The organism is Cohnella hongkongensis (assembly GCF_042654645.1).
GTDB lineage: Bacteria > Bacillota > Bacilli > Paenibacillales > Paenibacillaceae > Cohnella > Cohnella hongkongensis.
On record NZ_JBHSEP010000011.1, the window covers coordinates 58,470 to 71,130 of the forward strand.

Sequence of the window (12,661 nt, forward strand, 5' to 3'; positions counted from 1 at the left end):
CACCGGAGTGGTGGCTCTCACTTACCGGAACGATGGCTCAATTTGCTCCGGAGTCTTCACTCTATTTCTAGATATCGTAGTCTGATTAGGTAGATTAATTTGTTTCTCCACAATCGTTAGAGGTTTTTTCTTCACTTGCTTATATATCCGCCCTAAATATTCACCGATAACTCCTAGAAATAATGCATTTAAACTTAATGAAAGCAAAATGAGAATAGTTGTTGTTGCAAATCCCGCTGGCCAATCTGCCCCTAAGAACTTTCCTATCAAGTAAACTAGTAATGCAAAAAAAGTTATAGCACTTACCGCTAAACCAGTATACGTTGCAAATCGAAGCGGAACAAGGGAGTGATTTAATATACCATCAAACGCTAGTTTAAATAATTGGTTTAAAGAGAATTTTGATTGCCCTCTCACCCTTTCATTTCTGTCATACGGAATTCCAACCTGATTAAAACCCATAGCCGCTATGGCTCCTCGGAGATAGGGTTGATCATCATCAAGCCCTTTAAGCTGATCCAATATTATCGATATACTTGAATATCCCCGGGTTTAATACAAAGAAACCTGCGTTAATCCATGAACCGTCACCTTTAGAATTACGATCAATATCATATAATTCGGAGCTTAGGCCCCATTTATACGCAAGATTTTCTACAATCCATTGAACCGGCTTCACATCCTGATCTTCTGGTCCGAAATTCCACGCTTCACCATACTGAGTACCATGTTCATAAAGTAATTCCGCCAGTAACATGTATCCTCCAAGGGGTTCTAGCACATGCTGCCAAGGACGAATGGAATGGGGGTTTCTAATAGTGACTTTTTCACGCTTAAGCATAGAGCGAATGACATCAGGAATTAATCGGTCCGTAGCCCAATCTCCGCCACCGATGACATTCCCTGCTCTTGCCGATGCAATAGCAACCCCATGGGATGCATACAAATCTTTGGGAAAGAATGAATTGCGATATGCTGCGGTGACTAGCTCCGAACAAGCCTTACTGCTGGAATATGGGTCATAGCCGCCTAGAGGCTCGTTCTCTCTATAACCCCATTCCCATTCATTATTTTGATAGCATTTGTCAGTTGTAACATTCACGACTGCCCTTACACTCTCTGTGTTACGGATTGCCTCAAATAAATTAACGGTTCCCATAACATTTACTTGGTAGGTTTCTAGTGGGGATTTATAGGATTCCCGTACCAAAGGTTGTGCGGCCATATGTATTACTATTTCAGGCTGTGCTTCCTGCAAGGCCGAATTAAGCCTATCATAATCGATGATATTCCCTAATATAGATTTTTCTATTTGGCTTTCGACCTTAGCTAATTTAAACAATGAAGGGGAGGTAGGCGGAGATAACGAGTATCCTGTTACCCTTGCACCTTTATGAGATAGCCAAAGAGACAGCCACGAACCCTTGAACCCGGTGTGGCCGGTAACGAACACTTTTTTATTTTCCCAAAAACTTGAGTCACCTAAAATGTCTTTACGAATTGTTTGTCCCATGAAGAAAGTAATGCGCAAAATACTCTTTTATATAATACCCTTATTTTCCTGTCAACCAGTCTAAAATCTCCTGCATCACGTGGAATATGATCCTGCGTAAACTGCGATGACCATACTTGTTTCTTTGGACCAGCAGGCCAAAACAGTACTAAGAACTCCTCCTATTGAATAGAGGAGCTTCTTAGCACGAACACTAGTTTGAATGTATTTTAATTGAAAGTAAATCAATGCCATTATAAAGAAGAGAACTAAGTGTTCTTGCTTAGCAATGGTATACACATTTTCCGCTACTGTTGAACAAGTATAAAATAATAGAACAGCGATAATTGCTATTCTATTACTCTTACTCATCCATTTAACAATAAATATCATCAAAAATGTGGTTATTAATGTGATGCACGATTGAATAAAGAAATACCAGAACAATTCGTGACCAAAAAAGACATATGTTACACCAAAGTAGAACCAAAAGAATGGGATATATCTGCCCGATTCAGTTGGAATGAGCCATGTCGAATCCTTAAAGAGATCCCTTCCAATAGTAGTAAATGTCGGTGTGTCGAGATAAAACCAGTCGACTTGAATTAGTGCAGGGTATACAATTAACAACCATGCAATCACACCCACCAAGTATGGAAGCATTGTGCTCGATCTTAATCTTTCCAAAATGCTACCCCTCTACTTAAATAAAGTTTTAATCCTTACAGTCAAGACTCTATCATCGCCACTAGAACGGTCTAATGCTGACGGTTTAAATGATTTATTAAGATGTACTTTAACAAAGTTCAGACTATCAATCTGTTCCATTTGTAAATGTATTTCCATTGGATTAGTAGAATCAGCATTAACTCGCTTAACTTCTTTGTTATTTACGGAAATTGTTAAGTTAACCGGCAACAAAGACTCGACTTCCGGATGTACTATCAAATCCACCTTTTTTTTGTGCTTTGGAACAGCAAAATAATAAACAGTTCCAATCCATCCATCTGGATATCTCATAGGCAGATTCTTATGTACCATCTTATGAATAACATGCATCACTAAGGATGCTAACTTCTTAAAATACGAATATTTGCCCATTTCCATGTATAGTGTACTAGCGAAATATAAATATAAACCAGGGGGATACCTCATATTCCCGTATTTCCTCATTAATAACTTAATTTCCTTTAACCTCTTCCAGCCCCCAGTACTCGTCTTCGTATCTTCATATTCCCTCGAATTTGCAATCACTTGATTGATATAACCAACCTCATAGTTAGAAGCCAACTTAATCCACAGTTCCCAATCCATACACCAATGAAGCGATTCGTTCAAGTAACCAACCCCTTCAAGAGCCTTTCTCTTAAAGAACGTTGCCGGCTGCATAATATAATCCCACTTGTGAATCAGGGTCCATAAATCAAACTCTTGAGTTGCCTCAAATCGCTTAACTTTATTCCCGATCCGATCTATGATATCTCCTTCTCCATACACTAGCGCCGCTTCCGGATGCTTGACGAAGTAATCTACAGCCGCTTGAATAGCCCCGGGTTCATAAGTATCATCGGAATTTAGCCAAGCTACAATTTCACCCTTAGCCATTTTAAAGCCTTTATTTATTGCATCCGATTGACCTTTATCCTTCTCAGAAATCCAACTCAGCCGGTCTTCGTATTTCCTCAAAATGTCGATCGTTTGATCCTTAGAACCGCCATCAATAACGAGATACTGTAGGTTGGGATAATTTTGGTCAAGAACGCTTCGAATAGTAGCCTCAATAAATTCGCCTTGGTTATACGATGGTGTTACTATCGTAACTAACGGATAGTTTTCGCTCACCCTGTTGCCTCCTTGCTAATGGCAATTTGATCGACGACGAAAGCAAGCACTCTTATATCGTCATTTATTCCCAGTTTTTTCGGCACAAAACTTTGGTTGGCGATTAATTTGAGTTTATATTCAGCCTTATTGTTCAACTTAGCTGGAATTGCAATCGAAAATTCACCTTTCTCCTTCACCGTGTACACGCCCAGGTACTCATCATCAAGATAGGCTTTAATCTTCAAAAATTTACGATAGGGGGAGTGATTTTTTCCGGAGATCCGTATGAACTGCCGTTCCTCAGAACGGATTTCTTCAAGTGCTTCCAAAGTGGTGATAAATACTTTGGATACCCATCCGTCAGAATATCCCGAAATACTCGCTTGCTTACTTGCTAAGCGATCTTTTAATTTGGCTTTCAATATTTGTTTAAGTTCGTTAATACCATAAGAAAGGCTTTTTCGATTTGCGTGAAAGAAATACATAAGAAACATGATATAGAAATAAAAATTTCTCTTCGATCCTAATTTATAGTCCATATACCCATACACCCATGATACAGGTACATAACCATAATGGAATCTCACGGTTTTTATAATCTCCGTAAAAACTTCTTTTCTTCTGGAGAGTGTTTTATTATCCTCGTACATACGAGATGTAGCTACAAAGTATGGAATATATGCGATTTCGTATTGCTTACCGATACGCATCCATAGCTCGTAATCCATACATAAGTGCAGATCCTTATTAAGCATACCTACGTTAACTAAGACTTCCTTACGGAAAAATGCAGTTGGCTGGCAAATAAAGCAGTTCTGTGCAAGGCGGTCCATATTAAAACTTTCCGTTGGATAACGGTCAATTATATCGCCATTTTCTGTCGTGTGGTACCCTTCGCCATATACCATACCCACATCTTTCTGGCGCTGAAAAAAGCGCACCGCTTGGCTGATTGCACCCGGGAGATAGGTGTCGTCCGAATTCAACCAACCTATAATCTCTCCTTTTGCTTTGCGAATTCCTTTATTAACTGCGTCAGCCTGTCCCCCGTCCTTTTCCGATACCCATTGGATTCTATCCCCGTAGCTTTTAAGAATATCCACGGTTTCGTCCGTTGAGCCCCCGTCCATGACGATGTATTCAACATTCTTATAATCTTGCGACAGGACGCTTTCAATCGTCTCCCTAATAAACTTACCTTGGTTAAATGAAGGAGTAACAATCGTAACTAGCGGCCTTTCCATAGTTGATTGGTCCAACCTTGCTTGTAAGTGGACGTCTTTGAAAACCTTTAGCGAGGATTCGGCGCAGTTGTCCCAAGTGAACTTGACGGCTTGCATTTTCCCCTTTCTTACAAGGTCATTTCGAATGGATTCGTCTTGAACTTGGATAATCTTGTCGGCAATATCTTGTGCATTACGGGGGTCGAAATACAGTGCGCTTTCTCCTGCTATTTCCGGAATACTCCCTTCACGAGAACAGATAATTGGAAGCTCCGTTTTCATTGCTTCTACAAGCGGAATTCCGAAGCCTTCGAATAGAGAAGGAAAAACAAGATAATCGGCAGCTTTAAAAATGTAAGGCATATCTTTCTGATCTATATAGCCGGTAAAGTGAATTTGGTCCTTCAAACCATTATTTTGAATAAAGGATTTAACCTGCTCCGATGCTTGCATTTCACTGCCTGTTAGTACGATATTATATCTGCTATTATCATTTCCGTTTAATATCTTTATAGCCTCTAGTAATTTGATGTGATTTTTATGCGGCCATGTATTTGCAGGATACAGTCCATATCTTTTCGGTAACTTGTATTTATTTTTAATTTCCGATAGTCGATTCTCATCGAGCTTGTCGGCGAATTCCTTCGATGCATCCAAATGAATTGAATGTACCTTTCCGTATGGTACGTCGAACGTATCGATAATCGTTTTTTTTGAAAAATCGGAAAGCGTAAGAATTGCGTCCGCTTGCCTTACGGAAAACGATAAATTACGTTTCCTCCATTCCAAAACTTCCGGAGAGAAATATTCAGGATAGAATTCATGCTGTAAGTCTGGAATTGTCACTATCGAAGGAATAGGTACATATTTGGGCTCCAAGTTTAACAACGGGCAAAACCAAATATCAAGATTGCTTTTGCCAATTGTTTCAATTACTAACATATCCCTCTGTTGCAGATTATCCGGTACGACGATTTTACGAATATTAGACTCCTCTTGGAAGGTTTGCTCATTGCGGGAATTAAGAAAAAGGTATAGCTCATATTCACTATAAAGATTGGCAACATGCCATATTAGATTTCGCAGATACTGTTCCATTCCCCCGATTTTACCTGGCTCTAATGTTGATAGATTTATACCGATCTTCATAGCTATTGATATCCTCCGACATGTGCGATTATAGTTTTTTAAAGCTATCTCCTGAACCACTTAGATTTTTTAATAAGCTGTTGTTTAAGTTCATTAATGAGATTTATATGATTCGTATTTTCTGATTTTAGTTGTTCGATTTCCTGTAGGAGAACGTCCCTCTCATGAATCGTGGCCTGCAATAAATCATGTAACTTTTGGTTGTCCAATAATCGCTGAGCCCGATCCTTTTCCGACTGTTGCAGAAGTTCATTTAGTTGGTTAATTCCACCTAACCGGTCAGCCCGATCCTTTTCAGACTCTTTCAAAAGAGCCTCAAGTTTTTCAATGACTTCAAGACGCGACTTGCGATCTTTTTCGGATATGTCTAATCTTGCACCCATAATACGATTGATTTCCATCGATGCTATCCTAAGCTCGCCGATTTGCTTATTTTGTTCCCATACCCTTTGGGATAATGAAGCTACGTTATCGGTCATAAAGATTTGATGCCAAGCAATAAATCTTAAGCCATGGTTATCCGTTGAGGATCCATTTCTTAATTTAGAAACTGATAGACTAGTGAGCTTACGTGCAACCGTACTTTGCAGGATAGAATATACCAATTGGTTGAATTCTTGTTTGGGCAACACTTGTCTACCAATTGGAATTACTCCGAAAAAGAAATAAATTAAGTAATCCCGCTCCATTCTCTCAGGTGTTGCGGGCATCAGCGTATCTAAGTCGATATAAGTCACTTCCGAGCCGTTTATCATAATATTATGAGCGCACGGATCACCGTGAACAATCTCATTTGAGTGAATGGTCTTAAGAGCATCTATGGATGACTCGACGAAGACCCAGAACTCTTGAGGCTTCCAATCGCGTTTGCCCCCATAATACAACTCATGCGTTATCTGTGACGGATTTGTTGACGTCCAAGCAAGTTCACCATGAATAAAGTTTGTCTCCATAGCACACTTGCATTGTTTTTTTACCCCGACTAATCCATCTATTTCTTGTTTAATTAATCTGTCATAGAGGATTGTCTGCTGGTCGGCTTCAATGTTATATTGAAAACCAAACTCCTTCCATGTTCCTGTCTCTGTATACTTTTTGGATTTTATGACTGTATTGTTGTCCGTGACGAACACATAACGTCCTTGATCACCTTGGGGCAATGCATATTGGTATCTCTTATGTGAAAGATGCAAACAGTCAGAACCACATACTGATTGATCTATAGCGATATTGAATCTATCGCTGCCCTTAATCCGGACCGGCAATTTAAGACTTACTTTTGAAATTTCCAAACTATTCTCAACTCCCCGTCTGCAGCGGGCGATCCGCCCAATAGACTCAGTGTGGAAAACTGGCCGTAATGTAATATTTCTAGTAAAGCCTTGTCGTAATTATCAAAAAAGCTTTCATTCGTTTCAAAATACATGACTTTATTCGTAATCTCGCCCAATCGTGCAATCAATCGATAGTATGTGTTTTCTTCCAGCTTTCCTTCTAAGGTTAAATTGCCATACCCTTTATAGAAATGATGTAGAATGTTTAGACAGAGAACCACATCAAACCGATCTTGAGCGTTACCCTGAAGCAAGAAGTTCTCTATGGGTTGATCATGAAAAATTGCGTTAGTAATCCCATGCTGTTCTATTCGCTTTTTGGTGTTATTAACACTGGACAAGTTGTCTTCGCCTTGAATCGTAATATAACGGTCGTCATCTACCCCTACGACATAAGACGCAACAGTGGACGCAAGTCCCATGCTGAAGAATCCACCGCTGCATCCAAGATCCAATACACTTGGACTATTAATTTTTTCGCGTTCCAAGTCGTGCAGGATCATTGCTAATCTGTCAACGCAACTGCGCTCGACATTTGTTAAATTCAAATTCTCATATAACGAAACTAAATCAAGAGGTCTCCTGGATAGCTGTATCAAAAACTCGTCGGAGAAGGACAAAGGCTGATAACTCATTTACTCACCGCCTTATTAACCTTACGATAAAACTCGAATGGGATCGGTGCTACCCCGAAGAACGGGACAGGCTCATTTGCCTCAAGATTGAACTTAAGAATTTCAATCATACAGAATTGCTCATATCGATCGTGAATAATTCCACTTTGTGCAGAAGTTTCCAAATCCGGACTTGAAACTCCAATGGTAATGCCATACTTACCAGGTTGAAGTTTTAACTGTATTTTCATTTCAGAAATGAAAACGTCTCCCGCTTTGCAGGGACCTAAATTATAACCCAGATTTATACTTCCACTTCCCCAAGCCAACGTGCCTAATCTATCAAATAGGAGAACGCCGTTACTTAGCACGTCTTGGGGCTTATGAGCCTTTATCAACGTCCGAACAACTACTTCCTCACCCCATTGGAATACGACTTTATCTCTACCATGCATATCTTGAAGTTTAACGCCCAATATCTCTACGTCTTTGCTACAAAAGTCACTTCTAGCAGGACGTGAATAGCCTTCGCGTACAAAATTTTCAAAATAGTCGTCCGTCTGTGCTTGGCTCTCTTTAACAGCTACAAGGCTTTGTGCGGCATTTGCTTGATTCAGTTCTTTACGAATGGATGCGGTATAATAATGAATCCCTTCAAGCGTTGAGCCTTGGTATTGGATTTTACCATTGGCTAATACGATTACCTTATCACACAACTTTCTTACGGCATCGAAATCATGAGATACGAATATGAGTGTAGAGCCCTGCTGCATCATTTCCCTAATCCGGGCGAAGCACTTTTGCTGAAAAAACATATCTCCTACACTCAATGCTTCATCTACAATAAAGATATCGGGATCAAGATTGGCAAATAATGAGAAGGCTAATCTCACTAACATCCCCGATGAATAGGTTTTGATCGGTCTATAGATAAACTCGCCAATATCGGCAAAAGAAATTATCGCATCTAGTCGTTCCTGTAAAAAAATTTCATCATAACCTAGCATTAATGCACTGAATTTGATATTCTCTATTCCATTTAATTCAGGATTAAAACCCGTCCCTAATTCAAGCAACGAAACTACTTTTCCTTTTATAACAAAATCCCCCTCAGTTGGGGGAACTACGCCTGAAATAATTTTAAGAAGCGTGCTTTTACCAGCGCCGTTTGAACCAATGATTCCTAAACATTCGCCCTTATTCAAACTAAAAGTGATGCCTTCTAACGCCTGATACTCGCTATGTTTCTTTAAAACGCCGAAACTCACCCATTCCAACAGGCGATCAAGGGGCTTTGCGTAAATCTTATAGGTTTTACCGAGGTTCTCCGCTTGAATAACTTGATTTGTTCCTTTCATAGCACATCCCTAACTTCACTCTTGATTCGTTTCAATAGGGCATACGACAGTATTAATGTTAACAAAGAGAACGCCATCATCGTAGCAAAATTATTCAATGTCCCATATTGCCCATTCATAACAACCTGATGGATAGGCTCAATATAATAATACATTGGATTCCAATAAACTAATTTCTGCATATTTCCAGGCAAAATGTCAATTAGATATACGATCGGTGTGAGCCACATCCAGACCTGCAGTAGAATCGTCACGATCTGAACTGTATCTCTAAGAAATACGTTTAATATTCCGAATAGAATAGATAAAGCATATCCGAACGTTAGCATAAGCACAATATAAAATGGAAGCACTAACCATGATACATTTACTTCTCCACCGAGAACAAGGTTTACAATGAACAAAATACATAGGGAAAGAACCGCACTAAAAAATGAAGAGAGGGCATTTTTTGTAAAAAATACAATTTCCGGAATAGGTAGTTTTTTTAGATAGGTTGCATTCTCGTTAAGCGTTTGAGTGCCCCTTATTACGATTTCGTTAAAGGCAATCCAGGGTAGTAAGCCCGAGCAAAGGTAAATGGAAAAAGCGTAATCTCCAAGGTCTTCTCCCATTTTGACCCTCATTAGTTGAGAAAACACTAGCGAATAAATAATGATTTGAGTAAGAGGACTGACAATGTTCCATATGAATCCCATTGCAGTCCCTACATACTTATCACGTAAATCCTTTAGAGCCATATTGAAAATTAAGTTTTTATGATGCCAAATACTTCGCAACATTGCGTATTACTTCCTTTGGCTGGATTTATACCATTCGATAGTTTGTTTCAATCCATCTTCGAATTTCGTTTGCGCCTCAAAACCGAATTCTCTCTTTGCTCTTGAAACATCCAAGCATCTTCTTGGTTGTCCATCCGGTTTAGTCGAATCCCATATGATATCTCCTTCGAAACCCGTAAGTTTAGCAATTAATTCGACTAAGTCCTTGATTGAGATTTCCATTCCTGAGCCAATATTGACGGGTTCGCTTCCGTCATATTTCTCCGCCGCAGATACGATCGCCTCTGCTGCATCGTCTACATAGATAAATTCACGTGTTGCGGAGCCTGTTCCCCAACATACGATCTCTTTGCTTCCGGCTTCAACGGCTTCTACACATTTCCGTATAAGCGCCGGAATAACATGGGAAGATTCCAAATCGAAATTGTCATAAGGGCCGTACAAATTTACAGGGAGCAAGTAAATAGAATTAAAACCATATTGTTCACGGTAAGCTTGTGATTGAACTAACATCATTTTTTTAGCTAATCCGTATGGTGCATTGGTTTCTTCAGGATACCCGCCCCAGATCTCGTCTTCTTGAAAAGGAACGGGGGTAAATTTCGGGTATGCGCAAATAGTACCTACAGCAACGAACTTTTCCAAGCCGTACTGTCTAGATTTTTCAATAAGTTGAGTTCCCATCATTAAATTTTCGTAAAAGTACTTCCCAGGATTTTCCCGATTTGCGCCAATACCACCAACGACTGCTGCTAAGTGAATAATATAATCCGGCTTCATTTCCTCGAACATATTTACAATCCCATTCTCGGTAATCAAGTTATAATCCTTGCTTCGCGGAATGAAAATTTGAGAACAACCTCGAAGCCTTAATTTGTCAACGACATGACGCCCTAAAAATCCAGCCCCACCCGTTACAACAATGCGTTTATGCTTCAACATGCAAGTTCTCCTTCCAATATTGATAAAGATCAGTTATTGTCTGTTCAATTGAATATCTCTGACTCCAATTCGAGATCGACTTAATCTTGTTATTATCTCCGAACCTAATTTGTATTTCGTTCTGTCTGGTTTTCTCTTGATCTAGGATAATCTGATAGTTCGATATTCTGGCTAGTCGAAATAAAATATCTATAATATCTCTTATCATTATCGCTGATCCTGAGCATACATTGTACACTTCACCGGACTTTCCTTTTTGAAGCAATTGCATATAAGCGTTAACCACATCTCGAACATCTAAAAAATCACGTTGGACATCGATATTTCCTGTAAACAACTCATGCGTATTTCTCTTTCTCATTTGTGCAACTTGATAAGCAAAACTAGAACATACAAAATCGGTTGACTGGCCAGGTCCTGTATGATTAAAAGGTCTCGCCACAATAATGTCCATTCCATAGGACATATAGTATTGTCTACAAAGTAATTCAGCACAAGCCTTTGCCGACGAATATGGATTCGCTGGTACAACTTGCTCCTTCTCCGTAAGAATCCCTTCAGACCTTCCTCCGTAGACATCTGCGGAGCTCACGTAAAGCATTCTCGCATTCAATTCTAAACTACGCATTACTTCTAAAAGATTCAAAGTTCCTTTTACAATTGTATCATATGTTATCTCAGGCTGATTCAAACAATTAGGAATAAAGGCCGGACCGGCTAGATGGACAATATAATCAGGATTATACTTCTTTAATATACCTTTTAGCCCGTCTTTATCCAATATATCGCAACTATACTTATTACTTAGTTCTCCATTGAGATAGCTAATCGATCTAGAAATCCCAAGCACTTCCGTACCGTGATCCATGAGAATTTTAGTCATATATGTGCCGACAAACCCGCTCGCTCCGGTAATCAGTGCTTTCAATAAGATCACACCTTATCGTATTTCTTTCTCGACTCTGGAGATATCGCTATCAACCATCATTCTAACAAGCTTCTCGAATGAAGTCTTTCTTGGATTCCACCCTAATTTGCTGATAGACTTCTGAGGGTCGCCTATCAGCAAGTCGACTTCAGCTGCTCTGAAGAACTTGGGATCAACCACAACATAATCTTCATAGTTCAGTCCAACATATTCAAATGCGATTTTGCAGAATTCCCTAACGGAGTATGTTTCCCCTGTGGCAATGACATAATCGTCTCCTCGTTCTTGTTGAAGCATTAGCCACATACACTCCACGTAGTCCTTAGCGTAACCCCAGTCCCTCTTTGCATCCAAGTTGCCCAACCGCAACTCTTGCTGTACGCCGAGCTTAATTCTAGCAACTGCATCCGTAATTTTTCTTGTTACAAATTCAATCCCTCTACGAGGAGACTCGTGGTTAAATAATATCCCCGAACAAGCATATAGATCATAACTCTCTCTATGGTTGACAGTAGCCCAGTGTCCATAGAGCTTAGCTACGCCATACGGGCTTCTTGGATAGAACGGAGTCGATTCTTTTTGTGGCACTTCGACAACTTTCCCGAACATTTCACTGCTACTTGCCTGATAGAATCTCGCCTCCGGGCTCGTAAGGCGGAATGCTTCCAACATATTTGTAACACCTAGGCCTGTGACTTGCCCTGTCAGCAGCGGTTGCTCCCAAGATGAGCCTACAAAGGATTGAGCGGCAAGGTTATAAATTTCATCGGGTTTAGCTATTCTATTCGCATTAATCAGAGAACTAACATCCAGCAGATCACCATCAATAAACTCGATTTCATTTTTGACATGTTCGATATTGGTGGTGATCGGAGTGCTAGTTCTTCTTCTCAATCCATACACCTTATAACCTTTCTCCAACAACAATTCAGCTAGGTACGAACCATCTTGCCCTGTAACACCTGTAATTAGCGCTCTTTTAGCCATAATAATGCATTTCCTCCTAGGATGATCC

Annotated in this window: 11 protein-coding genes; all 11 read right to left on the bottom strand. The window is 39.8% G+C overall.

The annotated features are described in order from the left end of the window. Positions 1-21: 21 nt before the first annotated feature. Entirely contained in the window at positions 22-462 is a 441-nt protein-coding gene (locus ACFO3S_RS15670) for a hypothetical protein (protein WP_378097971.1), read from the bottom strand. 46 nt (positions 463-508) lie between these two features. After that, on the bottom strand, positions 509-1,531 hold the full coding sequence (gene rfbG, locus ACFO3S_RS15675) for a CDP-glucose 4,6-dehydratase (protein WP_378097974.1): 1,023 nt from the start codon (positions 1,529-1,531) through the stop codon (positions 509-511). 660 nt (positions 1,532-2,191) lie between these two features. Continuing rightward, positions 2,192-3,334 (bottom strand): glycosyltransferase family 2 protein, encoded by a 1,143-nt coding sequence (locus tag ACFO3S_RS15680; protein ID WP_378097977.1) that lies wholly within the window; start codon positions 3,332-3,334, stop codon positions 2,192-2,194. After that, positions 3,331-5,688, bottom strand: a complete 2,358-nt coding sequence (locus ACFO3S_RS15685; RefSeq protein ID WP_378097980.1) for a glycosyltransferase — start codon at positions 5,686-5,688, stop codon at positions 3,331-3,333. The genes ACFO3S_RS15680 and ACFO3S_RS15685 overlap by 4 nt, the downstream gene beginning before the upstream one ends. Positions 5,689-5,732: 44 nt before the next feature. Further along, the gene (locus tag ACFO3S_RS15690) at positions 5,733-6,980 is read right to left on the bottom strand and encodes a BUD32 family EKC/KEOPS complex subunit (protein ID WP_378097983.1); all 1,248 of its coding nucleotides are present in this window, start codon (positions 6,978-6,980) and stop codon (positions 5,733-5,735) included. Continuing rightward, positions 6,962-7,657: a class I SAM-dependent methyltransferase gene (locus ACFO3S_RS15695; RefSeq protein ID WP_378097986.1), complete on the bottom strand. Its 696-nt coding sequence runs from the start codon at positions 7,655-7,657 to the stop codon at positions 6,962-6,964. Before ACFO3S_RS15695 ends, ACFO3S_RS15690 begins: the two co-directional genes overlap by 19 nt. Continuing rightward, positions 7,654-8,994 (bottom strand): ABC transporter ATP-binding protein, encoded by a 1,341-nt coding sequence (locus tag ACFO3S_RS15700; RefSeq protein ID WP_378097988.1) that lies wholly within the window; start codon positions 8,992-8,994, stop codon positions 7,654-7,656. Before ACFO3S_RS15700 ends, ACFO3S_RS15695 begins: the two co-directional genes overlap by 4 nt. Further along, positions 8,991-9,776 carry an ABC transporter permease gene (locus ACFO3S_RS15705; protein ID WP_378097991.1) on the bottom strand — a complete coding sequence of 262 codons (786 nt, stop codon included), beginning with the start codon at positions 9,774-9,776 and terminating at the stop codon, positions 8,991-8,993. The genes ACFO3S_RS15700 and ACFO3S_RS15705 overlap by 4 nt, the downstream gene beginning before the upstream one ends. A gap of 6 nt (positions 9,777-9,782) precedes the next feature. Continuing rightward, positions 9,783-10,718 (bottom strand): GDP-L-fucose synthase family protein, encoded by a 936-nt coding sequence (locus ACFO3S_RS15710; RefSeq protein ID WP_378097994.1) that lies wholly within the window; start codon positions 10,716-10,718, stop codon positions 9,783-9,785. Continuing rightward, entirely contained in the window at positions 10,705-11,646 is a 942-nt protein-coding gene (locus ACFO3S_RS15715) for a GDP-mannose 4,6-dehydratase (protein WP_378097997.1), read from the bottom strand. The genes ACFO3S_RS15710 and ACFO3S_RS15715 overlap by 14 nt, the downstream gene beginning before the upstream one ends. 12 nt (positions 11,647-11,658) lie before the next feature. Then, a complete protein-coding gene (gene gmd / locus ACFO3S_RS15720; protein ID WP_378098001.1) occupies positions 11,659-12,633 on the bottom strand; it encodes a GDP-mannose 4,6-dehydratase in 975 nt (324 codons plus the stop codon). Positions 12,634-12,661 lie beyond the last annotated feature (28 nt).

What these genes read in the sequence shown, in the direction of transcription:
- ACFO3S_RS15670 (WP_378097971.1), bottom strand. Translation starts at nt 462, where the DNA reads ATGGGTTTTAATCAGGTTGGAATTCCGTATGACAGAAATGAAAGGGTG.
- ACFO3S_RS15685 (WP_378097980.1), bottom strand. Translation starts at nt 5,688, where the DNA reads ATGAAGATCGGTATAAATCTATCAACATTAGAGCCAGGTAAAATCGGG.
- ACFO3S_RS15695 (WP_378097986.1), bottom strand. Translation starts at nt 7,657, where the DNA reads ATGAGTTATCAGCCTTTGTCCTTCTCCGACGAGTTTTTGATACAGCTA.
- ACFO3S_RS15700 (WP_378097988.1), bottom strand. Translation starts at nt 8,994, where the DNA reads ATGAAAGGAACAAATCAAGTTATTCAAGCGGAGAACCTCGGTAAAACC.
- ACFO3S_RS15705 (WP_378097991.1), bottom strand. Translation starts at nt 9,776, where the DNA reads ATGTTGCGAAGTATTTGGCATCATAAAAACTTAATTTTCAATATGGCT.
- ACFO3S_RS15710 (WP_378097994.1), bottom strand. Translation starts at nt 10,718, where the DNA reads ATGTTGAAGCATAAACGCATTGTTGTAACGGGTGGGGCTGGATTTTTA.
- gmd (WP_378098001.1), bottom strand. Translation starts at nt 12,633, where the DNA reads ATGGCTAAAAGAGCGCTAATTACAGGTGTTACAGGGCAAGATGGTTCG.